Source organism: Bradyrhizobium cenepequi (genome assembly GCF_020329485.1).
Taxonomy (GTDB): Bacteria; Pseudomonadota; Alphaproteobacteria; order Rhizobiales; family Xanthobacteraceae; genus Bradyrhizobium; species Bradyrhizobium cenepequi.
This window is the reverse complement of record NZ_JAGKJI010000010.1, coordinates 48,070-65,603: the sequence shown is the minus strand read 5'-3', so window position 1 is coordinate 65,603 and position 17,534 is coordinate 48,070. Positions and strand designations below refer to the sequence as shown.

At 62.9% G+C, this 17,534-nt stretch carries 18 protein-coding genes and 5 pseudogenes; 17 read left to right on the top strand and 6 right to left on the bottom strand.

Going from position 1 to position 17,534, the window contains the following annotated elements:
* Positions 1–41: 41 nt before the first annotated feature.
* The 5 genes from J6497_RS14070 (at position 42) to J6497_RS14045 (ending at position 3,881) form a co-directional block, all read left to right on the top strand.
* Entirely contained in the window at positions 42–596 is a 555-nt protein-coding gene (locus J6497_RS14070) for a DUF1003 domain-containing protein (protein WP_225704860.1), read from the top strand.
* Between the two features lie 527 nt (positions 597–1,123).
* Positions 1,124–1,810 carry an antibiotic biosynthesis monooxygenase family protein gene (locus J6497_RS14060; protein WP_225704859.1) on the top strand — a complete coding sequence of 229 codons (687 nt, stop codon included), beginning with the start codon at positions 1,124–1,126 and terminating at the stop codon, positions 1,808–1,810.
* 260 nt (positions 1,811–2,070) lie between these two features.
* On the top strand, positions 2,071–2,589 hold the full coding sequence (locus J6497_RS14055) for an OsmC family protein (protein WP_225704858.1): 519 nt from the start codon (positions 2,071–2,073) through the stop codon (positions 2,587–2,589).
* Between the two features lie 621 nt (positions 2,590–3,210).
* A complete protein-coding gene (locus J6497_RS14050) occupies positions 3,211–3,570 on the top strand; it encodes a hypothetical protein (RefSeq protein ID WP_225704857.1) in 360 nt (119 codons plus the stop codon).
* Positions 3,571–3,656: 86 nt separating this feature from the next.
* Positions 3,657–3,881, top strand: coding sequence for a hypothetical protein (locus tag J6497_RS14045; RefSeq protein WP_225704856.1), 225 nt, complete (start codon positions 3,657–3,659; stop codon positions 3,879–3,881).
* Positions 3,882–4,225: 344 nt separating this feature from the next.
* On the opposite strand, the gene J6497_RS14040 is transcribed toward J6497_RS14045, so the two are convergent.
* Positions 4,226–4,771, bottom strand: coding sequence for a carboxymuconolactone decarboxylase family protein (locus J6497_RS14040; RefSeq protein WP_225704855.1), 546 nt, complete (start codon positions 4,769–4,771; stop codon positions 4,226–4,228).
* A 115-nt stretch (positions 4,772–4,886) separates the two neighbouring features.
* Between J6497_RS14040 and J6497_RS14035 the strand changes: the two genes are divergently transcribed.
* The 4 genes from J6497_RS14035 to J6497_RS14020 all read left to right on the top strand — a co-directional run bounded on the left by J6497_RS14035 (position 4,887) and on the right by J6497_RS14020 (position 8,454).
* Positions 4,887–5,834, top strand: coding sequence for a LysR family transcriptional regulator (locus J6497_RS14035; protein WP_225704854.1), 948 nt, complete (start codon positions 4,887–4,889; stop codon positions 5,832–5,834).
* A gap of 325 nt (positions 5,835–6,159) precedes the next feature.
* A complete protein-coding gene (locus J6497_RS14030) occupies positions 6,160–6,612 on the top strand; it encodes a peroxiredoxin-like family protein (protein WP_225704946.1) in 453 nt (150 codons plus the stop codon).
* 175 nt (positions 6,613–6,787) lie between these two features.
* Positions 6,788–7,723 (top strand): LysR family transcriptional regulator, encoded by a 936-nt coding sequence (locus J6497_RS14025; RefSeq protein ID WP_225704853.1) that lies wholly within the window; start codon positions 6,788–6,790, stop codon positions 7,721–7,723.
* Entirely contained in the window at positions 7,720–8,454 is a 735-nt protein-coding gene (locus J6497_RS14020; RefSeq protein WP_225704852.1) for a peroxiredoxin-like family protein, read from the top strand. Before J6497_RS14025 ends, J6497_RS14020 begins: the two co-directional genes overlap by 4 nt.
* Positions 8,455–8,886: 432 nt before the next feature.
* Here the strand turns inward: J6497_RS14020 and J6497_RS14015 are convergent, their stop codons facing one another.
* Positions 8,887–9,360, bottom strand: coding sequence for a Rid family hydrolase (locus J6497_RS14015; protein WP_225704851.1), 474 nt, complete (start codon positions 9,358–9,360; stop codon positions 8,887–8,889).
* A 376-nt stretch (positions 9,361–9,736) separates the two neighbouring features.
* Between J6497_RS14015 and J6497_RS14010 the strand changes: the two are divergent.
* Positions 9,737–10,069, top strand: a pseudogene (locus J6497_RS14010) (YybH family protein); the annotation flags it as partial.
* On the opposite strand, the gene J6497_RS41560 reads toward J6497_RS14010, so the two are convergent.
* Positions 9,989–10,393, bottom strand: a complete 405-nt coding sequence (locus J6497_RS41560) for a GMC family oxidoreductase N-terminal domain-containing protein (protein WP_312010288.1) — start codon at positions 10,391–10,393, stop codon at positions 9,989–9,991. The pseudogene J6497_RS14010 and the gene J6497_RS41560 overlap by 81 nt on opposite strands.
* Here J6497_RS41560 and J6497_RS14000 point away from each other — a divergent pair.
* The 7 genes and pseudogenes from J6497_RS14000 to J6497_RS13975 all read left to right on the top strand — a co-directional run.
* Positions 10,359–10,629 (top strand): annotated as a pseudogene (locus J6497_RS14000) (glutathione S-transferase N-terminal domain-containing protein); the annotation flags it as partial. The gene J6497_RS41560 and the pseudogene J6497_RS14000 sit on opposite strands and share 35 nt — an antisense overlap.
* Positions 10,613–10,885 (top strand): annotated as a pseudogene (locus J6497_RS41555) (hypothetical protein); the annotation flags it as partial. The pseudogenes J6497_RS14000 and J6497_RS41555, both read left to right, overlap by 17 nt.
* A gap of 619 nt (positions 10,886–11,504) precedes the next feature.
* The gene (msrB, locus tag J6497_RS13995; protein ID WP_225704850.1) at positions 11,505–11,957 is read left to right on the top strand and encodes a peptide-methionine (R)-S-oxide reductase MsrB; all 453 of its coding nucleotides are present in this window, start codon (positions 11,505–11,507) and stop codon (positions 11,955–11,957) included.
* Positions 11,958–11,959: 2 nt separating this feature from the next.
* Entirely contained in the window at positions 11,960–12,472 is a 513-nt protein-coding gene (gene msrA / locus J6497_RS13990) for a peptide-methionine (S)-S-oxide reductase MsrA (protein WP_225704849.1), read from the top strand.
* Positions 12,473–12,878: 406 nt separating this feature from the next.
* Positions 12,879–13,397, top strand: a complete 519-nt coding sequence (locus J6497_RS13985) for a DoxX family protein (RefSeq protein ID WP_225704848.1) — start codon at positions 12,879–12,881, stop codon at positions 13,395–13,397.
* 371 nt (positions 13,398–13,768) lie between these two features.
* Complete coding sequence (locus J6497_RS13980) at positions 13,769–14,023, top strand: DUF2171 domain-containing protein (protein WP_225704847.1); 255 nt, start codon at positions 13,769–13,771, stop codon at positions 14,021–14,023.
* A 40-nt stretch (positions 14,024–14,063) separates the two neighbouring features.
* Positions 14,064–14,207 (top strand): annotated as a pseudogene (locus J6497_RS13975) (transaldolase family protein); the annotation flags it as partial.
* A 436-nt stretch (positions 14,208–14,643) separates the two neighbouring features.
* Here J6497_RS13975 and J6497_RS13970 read toward each other — a convergent pair.
* From J6497_RS13970 to J6497_RS13960, 3 genes and pseudogenes are all read right to left on the bottom strand, one after another.
* A complete protein-coding gene (locus J6497_RS13970) occupies positions 14,644–15,597 on the bottom strand; it encodes an AraC family transcriptional regulator (RefSeq protein WP_225704846.1) in 954 nt (317 codons plus the stop codon).
* Positions 15,598–16,087: 490 nt separating this feature from the next.
* Positions 16,088–16,931 (bottom strand): annotated as a pseudogene (locus J6497_RS13965) (S16 family serine protease); the annotation flags it as partial.
* 13 nt (positions 16,932–16,944) lie between these two features.
* Positions 16,945–17,223: a glycosyltransferase family protein gene (locus J6497_RS13960; protein ID WP_225704845.1), complete on the bottom strand. Its 279-nt coding sequence runs from the start codon at positions 17,221–17,223 to the stop codon at positions 16,945–16,947.
* Positions 17,224–17,534: the final 311 nt, after the last annotated feature.

Sequence of the window (17,534 nt, the reverse complement as noted above, 5' to 3'; positions counted from 1 at the left end):
AACCTAACGCTAGCACAATCGAGCGCAACGGTGCTGGCAACGTGAAAGAGAAGGCAGAAGACCGGGGCGGCATGGAACAAGCCGAGCACGACCTCCTTGCCGACCTCAGGCGAGTGCGCCGCTCACTTCGTCTTCAGGACATGGATGAGCCCCCGGCGGTTGCGTGCCTGACGCCGGGGCAAAGGATAGCGGACGCGGTCGCCACCGTCATGGGATCGTGGACCTTCATCATCGTCCAGAGCGCGATCCTGTTCGTCTGGATAACCGCCAACCTGGTCGGCGCGATCAGGGGCTGGGACCCCTACCCGTTCATTCTTCTCAATCTCGCGCTTTCGTTCCAGGCGGCCTATGCCGCGCCAATCATCATGATGAGCCAGAACCGGCAGCAGGACATCGATCGCAAGGCCGCGGAGAACGACTACCGGATCAACGTGAAGGCGGAGCTCGAGATAGAATTGCTGCATGAGAAGATCGACCAACTGCGGGAGCGCGAAGTCCTGAAGCTAACGGAGGCCGTCAGGATGCTGACCAAGCTGCTGGAGCAGTCGGCGTCGGGCGCACGCGAGTCCGATGCGGAAGGCGGACGGCCGTCATAACGCGCGGCTATCGACTTCATGGCGTGACGTCATTTCCCATTCGCCGCGCGGAATTCCATGCTTCGCCGGTACCTTGCTCATCCGGCGCACAACCGCTTAGCGTGTTGTGCGCGGCGACGCTCCTTTCACCCGCCGACGGAGGGAATCCGCCACGGTCACTCGCGGTTTCACAGGCCGCCAATCCGGATCAGAACTATCGGACCGGATTCCCCCGGGACAGCACCTCGTCGACAATTTCCCGGTGCTTACGGCCGGCCCCACGCCGCGGATCGAGCTCGCGGACTGGACTTTCACGCGAGAGGACAGTTTTCGCAAACGCCAGATTATCCGCCCGGGCAGCAGCGATTACGGTCGCGCCGGGTGCAAGAAGACCCAACAGTGAACGAAACAGGAGCTACGCAGATGCTGTCCAAGACGATCGACGTCCACGGCTCGAAGGTCTTCTGCCGTGAAGGCGGCGCACCGGGCCGGGGCACTTCGACATCGAGATCGACTACGTCGCAGCACTCTAGGAGCGGGATACGACGATGTTTTCAGTGATTTTTGAAGTCCTCCCCAATAAAGAGAACTGGGATGACTACCTCGACAATGCCAAGACGCTGCGCGCTGAGCTGGAGCAGGTCGACGGCTTCGTCGACAATATACGCTACAAGAGCCTGACCCGCGAGGGCTGGATCCTTTCGCTTTCGAACTGGCGGGACGAGAAGTCGCTCGTCCGCTGGCGCACCCGCAGGCGCCATCACGAAGTCCAGCAGAAGGGCCGCGACGAAATCCTCGCTGACTACCACCTGCGCGTCGGCCAGATCACCGCCGACAACCAGGTGCCGGCGGGGTACGCCCTCACGGAGCAGCGGCTCGACGAGACCGAAGTCGGAGAAGGCACGACGGTCACGCTGATCAACGCGACTCGCCCCGCGGAGTGGAAGCAGACCAACAACCCGTACGATTGCGCCGAGTGGCTCGGCCTGAACCCGTGGGCCGCCGACAGCACGTCCTGGGACATCTTCGATGCCGTACTTACGCCTGGCGAACTGATTCTCCTCATATCCTGGAAGGACGCCGCTGCAGCGCAGGCCTACGAGGACGCTTCCGCGCCGAATGACAAAGTGAGGGTCCGGAGAGTGCGGATCGTGCGCGACTACGGGAAATACGACCGTCGCGAGGCGCCTCAGTACTACACAGACGCCAAGGGCGGCGAGACCTTCCACGCCTGACACCGCTCCGCCAGAAGGACCGGCCTGCTGCGTGTTCGACCCTGCGTTCGTCCAGGCACGAGCCGTGGAGGAGCCAGGGTCGATCTCGCGAGGTGGCAGCGACGACACACGATCAAGGAGACCGGCTGAAATGATGAGCGCGGCGGACGAACGAGGCGCCGCGGAGGCTCCCGCAAAGATGCCGTGTAAACTGATCCACTGCAGCGACCCGCTCTGACGAGCCAGCCAAGAGCCCTGTCAAAATCTGAAAGGAAAGCACGATGATGAATTCGAACCACGATGGCGCTCCCCGCCCACAGGCTGATGTGGCCGGCGATCTCGACGGCGCTGGCACGCTCAACGGCCGTGCCGGCGAATCGGTGTTCTCGATCGGCGGCCCCGACGGCAGGGGCGGCACGGCGGCGGGGGCGAACCCCTACGAGTTGCTGAGCGCTTCGCTCGCCGCGTGCACGGCGATGACGATACGGCTGCAGGCGCGAAGGCAGAAAATCCCGCTTTCCCACGTCGAGGTAGCCGTGTCGTACCACCATGGCGAGGATGGCGGTCGCGACTCCTTCAAGCGCTCTATCACGCTCGAGGGAAACCTTGGCGACGACGGGTGCGGCGGCTCGCCCCTGTGCTGCGGCCAGCCGCTCTCCCTGTGCTCTAAAGGCAAAAACGAGTCGGTTTCAGCGAATAACGAGTCCGTCTCCCGGGAGCTTGAACGTCCGGTTTGGCCTAAGAGCAGTCGTCGAGCGCACGTCGCATTTTTAACCCGCTGCGCAAGTGGTCGGCTTTAGGGGCGCGCTCCCTAAACCTTCGTAGCATTCCCTGGCCCCTCTGGATGGCCCGCGCATTACCTACGTTCAATTGAGCGGCTGACCGCGATCGTCCTAGGCTGCGCGCGTATGAAAAGCGCACAGGTCATACAGTGCGACGGTAGAAAAGGATGATCGGCGAACAGCGACGATAGCGCCAAGAGGAGACTACGATGCCCCATTGCTCCGATAATCTTAGATCTGGCAGTGCCGCGCGATGCGCAGTTTGTGATGGCAAGTTTGGTCTCGTCCGGCACTACTCGTGGCGAACCCCGCTTTGTTCCAAGAAGTGCGTCGATCGCTTCAGAACTCGCAGGGAAAGTGACCGCAATTGGGTGAGCTGGCTCCAAATCGCCCTCGACCAGCTGCCCGAGAACCGCGCGAGGGCTTTATGACGGTCCAGAGCTCACAACGAGGCAAGGAATATTTAGAGATAGCACAGACTTTGCTCCGCGCCGCCAAAACCATGACCGACTCAGCGATTGCGGGTCAGCTTAAGGCCCTTGCCGACGACTACCAGCGGCGAGCCGAGAAAGCTTCGCATGTTGATGCGGATGGATGAATTTCCTGACTGCACAGAGAGATTCCGGGATTGGGTGTGAGATGAACAATCACATCTGGCATGCAACGCTTGTTGTATTCACTGTCATGCTGCCGATTTCCACAATCGGTCACGCCCGCGCCCACGATTATCAGCACCCTGAATTGAACAGTTGGTATGAGAGTTTGCACAGCGGCAAAGGGCCCTGCTGCGATGGCAGCGATGCGAAGCGCGTTGATGACGTCGATTGGGAAACTAAGGATGCTCACTATCGCGTACGTATTGATGGCGAGTGGGTCGATGTTCCGAACGACGCTGTCGTGGATGGACCGAACCGCGCTGGCCATACGATGGTCTGGCCTTACTATCTGAACGGCGGTTTCGTTGGCGTCAGATGCTTCATGCCGGGGAGCATGGGCTGATCGCGAGCGCAGGACGATCAGCGGTTCCCGCCCACTAGCTCCAACTCGTCCGAAGCCCTGTATCGCTTCGCATAAGGAGGCGCCAAATGACAACTGGAAGATGGAATAGCCGCAACAGGATCACCAAAGAGATTCGCGAGCAAATCCTGTATGCTTATCTAGGCGATCCCATCAAAGGAACCGAACTTGCGATGAGCAACGGACTAACGGCCGCATACGCTTACAAGCTCGCTTATGAGCGCGGTTTGTTGCCGACTCGCGATGAGAAGCTGCTTGGGCGCAGCCATTCAGCGAGATTGGCATCAACATGATTGTCCTCACTCCGAGGCGCAGGGCGGGCGGATGTGGGCTGGCGCGAATGAACCTCGGGGCGCTTCCTTTCAGTTCACTCTGCCTCTAGCGCGCGACGAGAGTGTTCCAGCAGAGCGTTCGGTTTAGAGCGCACTCCGAGACGGTTGCCATGTAGAAGCTGTCGTGTTGCGCTATGAACAGGCCTCGGTGTCTGTCGGCCGGTCGCCGGCGAACTGTGACCAATAGTCTCCGCTGTCGTTCGTCGCCTGGGCGGCCCCGACGCTCGGCGTGGTAGCGAGGTCGAGGAATCCGTTACATTGCCCCTTCGGTCGAGGCGGCCCGCCGGAGGGCCGCCTCCCCTCCGTCACGCAGCTTCGGCCGGGCTGATTGCCGGGAAATCGATTGGCGTCTGCACCGCGTTGTTCATGAAGTTGGTCAACAGGAACTGCGCGGTCAGCGCGATCATCTCGACGATGTTGGCGTCCGTCCAGCCCGCATCCTTGACCGCCGTAAACTGAGCGTCGGAAACTTTGCCGCGCGTCTCGATAAGCGCTTTCGCGAAGGCGACCGCAGCCTGGCGCTTGGAGTCGCTCGAGCGGCCCTGCCGGTTCAGCGCGATCTCCTCTGGGGGGATCTTCGCCAGGTTCGTCGAGACGTAGCTGTGCGCGGCAAGGCAGTAGTCGCAGCCGTTAGCCTCGGAGACTGCGAGCGCGATCCCCTCCCGGGTCTTCAGGTCGAGGGTCTTCGACACCGGCCCCATCAGGCCAGCCCAACCGCCGAGGGCGTTCGGGCTGATGGACATGAGGCGATAGTGATTCGGCACGAAGCCGAGCATCTTATTGACGTTGTCGAGGATTGCCTGGGATTCGGCGGGCGCGTCGTCGCGCCCCGGGATGGCGATGCGGGACATTCTCTTCTCCGTTGAACTCTGGCCGGCTCGGCCTTCACGCGGTTAACGTAGCCCCTACCGCCCGGGCGCATAATCCGGTAATCGTGAGAAATGGCCTCTCGGAATGTGAGAGAAGATGGACCGGCTCGAAGCGATGTCGATTTTGGTAGCCTCGGCCGAGGCCGGCAGTTTCTCCGCGGCAGGCCGGCGGCTCGGCGTCCCCCTACCGACCATCAGTCGGAAGGTCGCTGACCTGGAGGCGCACCTCAACACCCAGCTGCTGGTCCGCTCGACGCGGAAACTGTCGCTGACCGAGGCGGGGCTCGCGTACGTATCCGCGTGCAAGCGCATCCTGGAAGAGGTCGACGAGGCGGAGTCGCAGGCCTCCGGGGAGTACACCGTCCCGCGGGGGACGCTGGCGATGACGGCGCCGATCGTCTTCGGACGCCTCCACGTCGTACCGGTCGTGAACGAATTCCTCGCGCGCTTCGCGCAGATCAATGTTCACCTGATGCTCTCCGACCACACGATCAACATTGTCGACGAGCGCATCGACCTGGCCGTCCGCGTCGGCACCCTGCCCGACAGCACGCTCGTCGCGACGAAGGTTGGCGAGATCCGGCGCGTGGTGTGCGGCAGCCCCGACTACTTCGCCGCCCACGGCGTCCCGAAGACGCCCGACGACCTCGCCGACCACATGTGCGTCACGTTCACCACCCTAGCTTCGGGGATGACATGGATCTTCAACCCGCGCGGCAAGCCGACCAAGGGCGTGCGCCCCTATTGCCGGCTGAAGGTCAACACGGCCGAGGCCGCGATCGACGCCGCGATCGCCGGCGTCGGCGTGACGAACGTGCTCTCCTACCAGGTCGCGCGGGCAGTGGCCGCGGGGAAGCTCAGGCTCGTCCTGCAGGACTATGAGCCCGTCCCGATCCCGGTGCACCTGATGCACGCGGGACAGGCGATCCCGCCCCTCAAGCTGCGGCGCTTCACGGAGTTCGCCGCGTCTCGGCTGCGCAAGTCACTGGCGGCCGACTTGGCCAAGCTCTCTGCGCCAAAGACCAGCGCCGAAAAGAAGAAGTAGCCACCTCACTCGCGGGCGATCACTCATGCATGACAAAAATAACTCAAACTCGCGCGGCAAGACTACCGGAGCCGCACTCGACCAGCGATTATCCTGGCGGCAAACTGGGCCGCGCGCGACGGGCCGAAAACGTTACTCCAAGACAAGACACCCTGAAAGCCGAGTGTCTCGCCAAGATCCCGTCGAAAGTGACGCTGGTTCGACAGCGGGCGGTGGAAGCGCTTGCCACATCCGGGTTGGCCGAGTGGGCCGCGCACGCCGGGGAGCAAGCCCCCGTCTTCCGGCTGCGTGACGGCCATCGCCGGGCCTTTCGTCGCGCGAGGCGCTGCGTCGCGGCCCGATCGTCCTCTTGTCCTACAGGGGACGGTGGTGCCGCTACTGCAACCACGAGCTCCGCGCGATCGAGGCCGCCGCGCACGACATACGCAGCCTCGGTGCCTCGCTGGTCGCCGTCTCGCAGCAGACGCCTGATAACAGCCTGGAGACGCAGAGGCGCAATAGGCTTTCGTTCGCGAGCCTGGTCGACGCGGGAGGCAGCGTCGCGCACGCTTTCGGCCTGCGCTGGAAGGTCTCCGACGAACTGTGTGCCGTCGAGGAGGGCTGCGGGGCCGATCTCGCGGCCTTCAACGGCGATCCGAGCTGGATGTTGACCATGCCGGGCCGGTACGTCGTGGCGCCCGGCGGGACCATCGAGCACGCAGACATCAGCGTCGACTATACGCGGCGCGGCGACCCCTCCGAACTGATCCCGGTCCTCGCCCACCTCGCCGCGCATTAGCCCGGCTCTCAGAGGCTCCAGAAAGCGTGTCCGTGCGTCCAAACCAATAGACCGGGCCGTTCCAACGTGTGCATGCAAGTTGCATCTATGCGCCATGATTGCGACGTGCCCCGTCACGTCGTCGAGTGCAAAGGCTCGTCAGTATAGACAGTCGCACCTTGACGGAGAACAACCCATGGAGCTTCATCAAGTTCGCTACTTCCTCGCCGTCGCGTCCACACTCAACTTCACCCGCGCAGCCGAGCAGTGCAATGTCACGCAGCCCGCCCTGACCAAGGGGGTGCAGAAGCTCGAGCAGGAGCTCGGCGGCCAGTTGATCTACCGCGAGCGCCAGCTGACGCAGCTCACCGACCTTGGGAAGGAAGTCCTTCCGATGCTGGAGCGCACACTGGTCTCGGCAGAGGCGGTGCGTCGCAGAGCGCAAGAGTTCCAACGCAAGGAGGTCGCGCCACTGAAGATCGGCCTCGCCCCCTCCATCTCGGCGTCGCTCGTTCTCGATCCGATCGCGGAGATCGCAAAGTTCGTCCCTGGACTTCACGTCGAGCTGCGCGAGGGCGCAGCGGAGAAGCTCGTCGACCTCTTGCTCGAGGGGGAGATCAACGCCGCAATGGTCGGGGACGTGCAGGACATCCCCCCCCGCATCGACGACTGGTCGCTGTTCGAGGAGCGCTACGTCGCGGTTCTCGCGCCGACACACCAGCTTGCAAACCGTCCCTCGATCGGCATCGACGACCTTCGCGAGACCGTGTTGCTGGAACGCGCCGGATGCGACATCGCCGCGAAGATCCAACGGTCGTATTTTCCCGAGGAACCGCCCCACCTCGGCCACTGCAGCGGTCACGACTTGCACCTGCAGCACATGGCCGCCGCTGGCTTCGGCGTGATACTCGCGCCCGAGCACATGCCGCGCCTTCCGACGCTCAAGACCATTCCACTCGAAGGCGATTCGGTTTCTCGGGAGGTGCGATTGCTGGCTGTGCAGGGGCGCCGCTACTCGCCGGCGCTGGACGCTTTCGTCAAGGTCGCGCGGCTTCGCGACTGGTCGTTCGAAGTCCCCCACAGGGGCATGCCGCACGCAAGGCTCCCGGGGGTGGCGAGCGCGCCCGCATGACCACGACACGCACGCCGGCGGCCAACCGCTTCCAGCCAATCGATCCGCAGCCTGACGACGCCCCACCGATGCCAAACCAGACCGACAAGACACTCGCCCAGATTCGCACCGAGCTGTTGACGACGTTCAGCGCGGCGGACTGGGAGTCATACAACCACCTCGTGGGCTGGCTGCGCGATACAGACGTGGCATCGCACGCGTTGAAGGTCGGAGACACCGCGCCGGACTTTCTCCTGCCAGACGCTGACGGCCGTCTCCACTCCTCCGAACAGCTGCGCCGCAACGGACCCCTCGTCCTGAGTTTCTTCCGAGGCGGCTGGTGTCCGTTCTGCACCGCTGAGCTCTGCGCCCTCCAGGCCGCGAAGGATGAGTTCGAGCGCGTCGGCGCGACCCTCGCAGTCGTGACACCCGAGACGAGGGACTTCCCGCGGCAGCTCAAGCGGAGCCTGGGCTTGGACCTGAAGGTGCTCTCGGACGTCGACTACGGCGTTGCCATGTCGTATGGCATACTGTTCCGGGTGCCTTACGAGACCAAAGCGCACTATTCCGGGCTAGGCTTCGACCTCGGCACCCGCCACGGGTCACCGGTCTGGATGCTGCCCACTCCCGCGACCTACGTGATCGACACAGAAGGCCGGATCCGCAGCGCGTTCGTCGAGCCCGACTTCACGATACGGGAGGAGCCGGCGCAAATCTTGGCCTCGCTGCGCCAGGCCGCTTCCACGTCCTAGCTGGAAGGTCCCGTCATCTAGCGCCAAGACCTCGCAGTCTGGGACTGCGGTAGGTTGGGCGCATCGGCGCGAGGAGGATCGGGTTGGTAGGCTTCCAGAAGGCACCCTGTGAGACGCCATCAGCGGTTCGCCCCGCTTGGACGCGACCCCCCCTGGGTGCTGCCCACGTCCATACTCGGGTCCAGCCTCGGGTTCATCGACAGCTCCGTCGTCAACCTCGCGCTTCCGAAGGTGCAGTCAGAACTGGGCGCTGGGTTCGACGCATCGCAGTGGGTCACGCACGGCCGGAGGTCTTGCGCAGCGCATCGGCAGCCGTGCGATGCTGGCGGTCGGCACCCTGGTGACGCCACGCCGCCATTCGAGGCTGCAAACGTCATGGTGAAACTTGTCAGGTCGTGCGGTGCGACATGGGTCCTAGGGCTATATCGGATATCAACTCCGGCTTGATTCTGTTCCAGCGAGCACAGCCTTGAAGGTGATCTCGATGAGCTGTTCGGGAAAAGCCAGCCTTGTTACGCCGATCAGATTGCTGGCGCACTGGGGCCGTTCTGTCGCATAGGCGTCTTTACGCACTTTGCCAGCAGCAGCAAATGCCGCATCCACGTCGAGGACGTAAAGCGTTTCCTCTACGACGTTGTCCAGCGTCGCTCCGAAGCGAGCCAAAAGCTTGACGGCGTTGGCGTAGGTCGCCCGCATCTGATGCTCCATCATCGAGAAGTTGGCCGGCTTACCGGATGGTTCGAGGGCCGCGGGCGCGATCAGGTTCCCCTTTTCATCGTGGCTGAGTTGGCCGGAGATATAGATAGTATCACCAGCCTTGATCGCCTGTGCATATCCGTAGGCATCTTCCCACGGTACACTGAAATAGACGGCCTCTTTAGAATTCGCTGCTGTTGCGTTCGCCATGTCTTAATCCTCCTGCGTGGGCTGGCCCGGCTGTCCGAGCTAGCCGTAATCAACCGGGGTGACGATTGGACCATGCTTTTGGAGAGTGACCTTGCGACGCCAGCGAGGGAAATTACCTCTGGCCATAGAGTCGATAGACGATCGTTATTGCCGCTCGCCGCGCGGCGTGACGCCATAGCGGCCTGTGCAACTCGCCTCGATTTACGAATGGATTGAGGACTGGCACCGCGCCATTCCCCGTCGCGATGAAAACTATACGCATCGGCTATTGGAAAAGTTCGTCCGGCACTACGATCAATAACTGGCACAACGTGCGTATCATCACCGCATCGCAGTTCAACCAACACGAAGACGAGACCCTTGATGTCCGAGTCCTATTCATTCCCTACTGAACCTGAAGGCATTTGTCGCGTCGCTGCTTGAGCGATTTAACTCCGGCAAGGTCAGCTCGATGATGGACTTATATACTCCGGAAGCCGTGTTCATCGCGAAAGACGGGCGAACCATCACTGATCACACCGAGATCGCCGCCGAACTCGAGCGCGATCTCGGCCTCGGCCTGCCGCTGGAGGCCAAGGCGCGCCATGTATTCGTCGCCGACGATATCGCCCAGATCGTGCTGGACTGGTCAATTGATGGCACAGGTCCCGACGGCAAGCACGTGCACCTTGGAGGCTCGGCAAGCGACATCGTGAGCCGCGGCGCGGATGGACTCTGGCGGTACCTGGTCGACAATAATCTTGGGACGGCGGTGCGACAGCGCCCCTGACATATGTGCGCTACGACAGCTGTCGACGATGGCGCTACTCTTTGGCCTGGCGTCGACGATCACCGCGATACCGCGCTGGCGCAGCTGCTCGGCCAGCCCAATGCCCGAGCGCATTAGGATCGCGGGGCTATGGACGGTGCTGGCCGACAGCGCTACCTCGCCGGCCATGATCGTCTCGAGGCCTTTGTCGATCAGTTCGACGCCGAGAGCCCGCTTGTTCTCGACGAGGATGCGAACGACAGTCTTGCCGGTGAGAAGGGTCACGCGGCGCGATCATCCAATTTTCACGCGCTGGCCAGCGCAGTACCCCGATCGGCCGCTACTCTTTTCCGCCCGGACGCCCAATTGGGTGAGGGTCGGCATCATGCCTTGAGGAAACGGGCCTCGCCTACGAGCCGCACCGGATCGACATCCTGGCTGACGAAAGCCACGAACCGGCCTTTCTCGCGCTCAACCCCAACGGCAAGATACCCGCAATCTACGCCCTGGATGGGCCGACCGACGCGCGGCCTGACGATCGACTTTGTTCTCCTATCCGGTCGCGCCCAACTGGGTGAGATCGTTCAGCGCGTTCGTGACGGACGACTGCGGACGAACATCGGCAACATCGCGACGCTCGACGATGCCGTCGCCGCTTTCAATCCGACCGAGCGGGGAAGACGATCATTCGCGTTCGTCTGTGATGCCCGCTGTTCCGCAGTTCTTTGCCGAACGTATGAGATAGCGGCCGAACACAGTTTTAAAGGAAGGATATAGCGCTGGCGGGACACCTTTGTTTTTGGGTCATCGCGCCGGTTAGCCGCGCGGCGCTCGATAGGATCCAGCTTTATCCGAAAGCGCTCATTCGGGTTCTGCGGCCGCCTCCGGTTTAAGCTGCGAGGGTAGCGCCCGCGAAGCGCCGACCGAGAGGAAAAAGAAGCTAACCGGGAGATCGCGGAAAGGCCCGATTTCCGAGCGCACGCTCGCCTTGAACGGACTCTCCGCCACCGTGTATACCGCCCAGAAACGCGCCGAGCGTCATTGACAGTCCGACCATGGCAGCTGACGAGCCGGCAGCGAGCGCGATCAGCAGCGCTGTAGCGGTGAAGACCTCCTCCCCACCGTGCCGTGAGAGGATGGCGAAGAGTGGCGGACGATTAAGCGGGCCGAGAGCAATGCTACTGCGATTGCCACCACCGTCTTCAACAAGGCCGCAAGCATGGCCAGGCCTGCGGAACAAGCACATCGAGGACGAAATCACCCCGACCAAGCCCGCCAAAGCAGTGATTCTTGCCGTGCGCCCTGCGTCGATAGCATCGTTTCGATAGCCGGAGGTAATTGGACGGTCGACGACCCAGTGCCTATCTTCAATGCAGAACAAAAAGGAGTACCGCGAATGCCGACCTACAGCAAAAACCCAGAAGCGGTCTCGAAGTTGACTCCCGAGCAGTACCGCGTCACGCAGACTGACGGAACCGAGCGCCCCTTTGCCAACGAATACTGGGACAACAAGGAGCCTGGCCTCTACGTCGACGTGGTTTCCGGCGAGCCGCTCTTCGCGTCGTTCGACAAGTTCGACAGCGGCACGGGCTGGCCGAGTTTCACGCGGCCCCTCGAGGCCGCGAACGTCGTCGAGAACGTGGACAGCTCGCACGGCATGACACGGACCGAGGTCCGCTCCAAGCACGGCGACAGCCACCTTGGCCACGTCTTCCCGGACGGGCCGCGCGACAAGGGCGGGTTGAGGTACTGCATGAACTCGGCCTCCTTGAGGTTCATCCACCGCGACCAATTGGAGGGCGAGGGGTACGGCGAGTACTCAAAGCTCTTCTCAAAGCAGGAGGTTTGACAATGGCAGCGACCACAGAGCGCGCGATCCTGGCAGGGGGTTGCTTCTGGGGAATGCAGCAGCTGGTGCGGCGCTTGCCCGGCGTCGTCTCGACGCGGGTCGGCTACTCGGGCGGCGACGTCAAGAACGCCACCTACCGCAACCACGGCACGCACGCGGAAGCGATCGAGATCACATTCGATCCGAGCCAGACGAGCTTCCGCGAGCTGCTGGAGTTCTTCTTCCAGATCCACGACCCGACGACTCCCCACCGGCAGGGCAACGACCGCGGCGCGAGCTACAGATCTGCGATTTTCTACACCAGTGAGGAGCAGCAACGCGTCGCGCAAGATACGATCGCCGACGTCGAAGCCTCAGGGCTGTGGCCGGGAAAGGTCGTGACCGAGCTCTCGCCCGCCGGCGATTTCTGGGAGGCGGAGCCCGAGCACCAGGATTACCTGGAACGCTATCCGAACGGCTACACCTGCCACTTCGTTCGCCCGGAGTGGAAGTTGCCGCGGAGGAACGCCGCCTGACGGCGACTGCGGTGTCTCTGGCCAGCGGCGGGCGCAGCCTCACGGCGTGTGCACGATGAATCGTTGTGCCCTTTCATGTCTTTCTACGCGGCCCGACGCCCCGAGTACGGCGCACTCCTCGACGGCTGATCGCAGACAGACGGACGTCGGCGCGGGCACAGCGCTTTGGACGAAGATACTCACGCCTATCAGATGCATGCCCAAAGGGAATTTCTAATTTCCCGGCGGCGTCCGATGCTGAGGTCGGCTGGGCAGGCCGAACACGCGCGGCCGCCTCGACAGGGATTGAAGCCGTTGCGCCGTGCCGCGCGAGCAGCAAAAGAGGCCTCCATGAAACTATCGAGCCGTCGGCCTGGCTGTCGCCGTGTCGCTCCCAAGGTTCGTGCCCCAACCGTAGGATTGCGCCATGATGGCAACAACCGAAACGCTTCGCGGCGTCCTGCGCACTTCGCGTGGCCAACCCATCCTCAAGCTGCAATCCGCGGAGCAACGAGCTTCTCTTGCCCTCGATCTTCTTTCGCTGGGAAGCCGCGCGACACTGGGAGTCTCGTTCCTGTTGTCGGTCAGCGACCGGCTCGGGTTCTACGGCAATCCAGGCGAGCGCGGAGTTTCCTGGGGAACATTCGAGCGATTTTTGGGCTACGCGGCCAAGGTAAATGCGTTCGCACCAGCATGGATGATACCCTTTCTCGGCACAGCCGCGACGGTGCTGGAGCTCCTATTTGGCGTTACGCTGGTACTCGGACTCGCGCTGCGGTGGGCGGCTTTCGGCAGCGCGGGCTTGCTCTTCCTATTCGGTTCAGCCATGGCGATCTCGTTTGGGATCAAGTCGCCATTCGACTACTCTGTATTCACTGCGATGTGCTGCGCCCTATTTCTGGGTCTCGCCGGCTCGAATCGATGGACTGTCGACTCTTTACTATGATGCTCCACGAGGTTGAGAAACGTGTAATAAGCTCTACGCAGCGGCTCCTTCAACCAAGCCTGGCTCATGCTTGGCTGAGGCGCACTCCGCGCCGCCTTTCTGTTTGCTTATACCGCGCTGCTGACGACGCCCTTTGCGCTGGCGCGCTTATCGTTTCATCACTACGTGAATGCATTATGACAACCGGAACCGTAAGCAGTGCCGGCACCCTCGCTAGCTGGTTCGTCATGGTGAAAGACAACGTCGGCCGATTTTCAGGAAACAAGCTTTGAGCTACCCTTCCCCGCGCACACGCGTTGGCAATCGCGGGCCTCCGCTTGGCGGACGACGCATGACTCCAGCGCATTCAGCGAAACCAAAGGAGAGACCAAATGACCACGGACAAGATCGCCCAGAACATGGAAGTGATCGGCGCGGACGGCGTCCACGTCGGCACCGTCGACGGTGTCGCCAACGGTCGCATCAGGCTCGCGAAACGCGACAGCGGCGAGGGCCAGCACAAGGGGCACGCGCATTTCATCGACCTCGGACTGGTCGCCGACGTCGAGGGGCAGAGGGTTCGCCTTTCTGCGAACGCGGCTGTCGCAGTGACATTCGAGGAAGAGCAGTCGGGAAAGCCCGCCTGAAGAAGCAGGGCCTGATGACCTTTGCCACGCGCGAGGCATAGCGGAGATCCTCCAACACGAAGGCGTGAAGTGCAACATGACGTTGCTGCTGAACCGGGCTCAGGCGGTCGCGAACGCTGAGGCTGGTGCCTTCCTGATCTCGCCGTTCGTGGGCCGTATCTACGACTGGGGAAAAACCGTCACGGAGTCAGAGGCGATCATCGACTAGGTGTTTCGGCACTAGGGCGACGGCCGGCTTCAGCCCGACGTCGCCGACCCTGCCTACGACGACTATGTTTTCTGGATGCACTACGCAGAGGGATCCGCGATCCAACCCGTAGTGCTCAAGGTGAACGCCGCTCGATAGGCGAAGGGCCGCTCCAATCGAGGCACGGATCGAGCGCGAGCTCGCGAACGACCTTGGCAGCATCGACCGCTGCCTCGGGGGCGGCGACTATCTGCTCGACAGTCCGGCGCCGACATTCAATTGAGCTTCGCCGGAGAGTTGGCAGGCCGGTGGACGGACCGTTCGCGCTATCCAAACCTCGAAGCCTAGGTGCGCTCGTTTCCAGTCGCGGCCGGCATACCTCGCCGCGGTCGCGCGCGGCGGTGCCTACGCTCTCGCAGAGTGAAGGCCGGCGTCAGGCTGCATCGGATTCCTCGATCGCATCCTCGGCCGGTGCGGCGCTTGAGAACGGGGTGCGCTGGGCCTGGGCACGGTATTCTGACGGGTCGCTGCCGTAGTATCTGCGGAACGTGCGCGTGAAGCTGCTCCGGCTCTGGTAGCCGGCGTTCAGCGCGACTTGGTCGATCGACAGCGCATTGGCTGCGAGCAGGTCTGCCGCGTGGCGCATCCTTACGCGACGCAGCAGGGACATGGGCGACTCTCCGAACGCGGCGGAGAAGCGCGCCATGAAAGCTGAGCGGCTGAGACCGACGGCGTGCGACAGGCTTTGAACGGTGTGCGGCGATGACGGGCGAGAGACCATCTCGGCAAAAGCCCGCGCGATCGGGGGGTCGCTCAAGATCGAGAAGCGCTCCACCCACGCTTTCGTCGAGACCAGGCAGCGCCGAAGCAGCGCGAGCAGCACGAGCTTCAGCAGCGCCGCCGACATCGGCCCTCCACCAACGTCCTGGGCCGCGAGCTCAGCCATCGCGTAGGCCATCACCTGGTCGAGCTGGTCGTGCACGTCGAACGTCTCGACAATGGACGTTGCGAGGGATGCGAACAAGTCCAGCGCCGGCCCGTAGTTGGCTCGGAAGGTCCCGCACGCAAGCACCAGTGTCGGCTCGCCGTCTCCGACGGTGTGCCTGCGCAACGAGCCCGGCGCGAAGGCGCCTTTGCCGTGCTTGGCGGCGTTCCGTGGTGCGGTCGGGTACTCCGTCGCGGCGATTGTCATTGCCCGCCCAGGCGGGACGATCACCAGCGTGTGCGGCGTCAGGCGTATGGGGGGTTCGTCGTCCAGGAGGATGACTCCGGCGCCTCGAAGACAGTAGTGGATGGTGGAGGCGTTGGTGCGGGCGACCGCCATGTGCGCACCCGCCGCAAGCGCGCACTCCGACAGCGTGACGAAGGTGACGTCCATGGTGGTCATCAACTTGTCGAGGTCTTGTCGCGATATACGCCAGAACGGCTCGCCTGCCACGTCCGGAAGCCTTTATAGTGCTCAGGCCCATATCAGCTCGGCTTCGGCACAGCGGGTCGATGCCATCTCACGCAGGCGTCCAGCCTGCGGGTGAAGGGCCCTTCCGCGCTCCAACCTGATCTGGGGTCTTGATCGGTTCGATCTTCGTTGCCTTCGACTGAAGACGCCGAACAAGTATCCAGTTGCCGCTGACCGAGTAGTGGTTGCAGCCGAATTAGATATATTCAGTTCTAACATGAATGATCCGGCTCAGCGGCCGGCGAAACTCTATGAATTCGCTCGAATGTATTCCGACGCGCGTCAACAGGAGGCCCCGAGCCTCGATCGCGGAGCCGGATTCGTGACGGACCGATCGACGCACGGGTGTCGGACGGCAGGTCGCGCTGTCACCGCGCGTGCCGCGCGGCCACCGCGGAGTGCTCGGTCTGCGTCGCAACACCTACTGTCGGCGCAGCCTGGGTTCCTCCGACGCGGCAGCGATTGCGTCGTCGACGCGTTCGAGCCATACGAACTCAGGCTTCTCCCTGGCGCCGGCGGGGATGTCGTCGTAGCCGCGGCGGTTACGGCGGGCAACATGACGCGCGTCAAGCCCGCGGCCGCGACCTTCTCCTTGATCCCGCCGACGGGCAGCACAAGGCCCCGCAGCGAGATTTCCCCCGTCATGGCCGTGTCGCTTCGGACATTCCGACCTGTGAAGAGAGACCCGAGAGCTGTGAACATCGCGACCCCGGCGCTCGGTCCGTCCTTTGGCCTCGCGCCTGCGGGCACGTGGATGTGGATGTCGCTTCCTTCGAGCACGCCGAGGCCAACGCCGAGCTCCGACGACCGTGCCTTCACGAGGGTCAATGCGGCCTGGGCGCTCTCCCGCATGACGTCGCCCAGCTGTCCGGCCAGGATGAGAGCGCCCTCGCCGGCCGTTCGCGTGGCCTCGATGAACAGGATGTCGCCCGCCGACCGGCGTCCACGCCAAACCCGTTGCGACGCTGGGGACGCTCGTCCGCATCGCGACCTCGCTCTCGAACCGAGGCTGGCCGAACACGGCGCCGATGTCCTTCGAGGTCAGCCTGACGGCGCTCGCGCTTTCCTCCGCGATCCGGACCGCGACGTTGCGCAGCGTCTTGCCGATCTCCCGTTCGAGGCTGCGGACAGCCGCCTCGCGGGTGTATCCGTTGATGATGAGGCGGAGGGCCTCGTCATCTACGCCGGCCAGCTTGCTCGGACGTCAGACCGTTTGTGCGGAGTTGCCGGCGCATGAGGTAGCATCGCGCGATCTGCAGCTTGTCCCACCGACTACCATTATCGCGTCACGCCAATCAACACGTGCCCGAGATCGTCGTCGGCCTGCAGCAACAGTCCGAAGTCTGCGGGAAGCAACGTTCTCATGATGCTTTCCGTTCCGGCCAGCACATAGACGCCGTAGCCGCGCTTGCCGAACGCTTCCGGCACCGCCTCGATCGCCGCAGCAACATCGCGGAGAAAGCAGGCATACAACTCTGACGCAGCGACAGCTCCGACGGCAAGCCGCGTTTTTGACAAACGTACCCGCGGCGCCTTGCAAACGATGCCAATCGCCACGCCGCTCGCAGCTCGAACAGACCTGTCAATTAAAGCGTGTCGTCAGCATTGACCGCCATACGGGCAACCTCCTCCATTGCTGATTCATAGGTAACGTTTGGCGCGACGACGGGCAAGCACCACCAGCCTTGCCGTGCGCCCGGAACGGGTTCACAGCTACCGAGAATATTCTCAAGAGGTGATAAAGAAAGTCTGGGGCGCCGAGAATGAACAACAGTATAGCCACATGGACAGTGCTAAAGGTACACGAGTCGAAGGCCGAGACTAAGCACAAGGACTGGCCCTGGCTGGTCTACCTCTTGTGCTTTTCG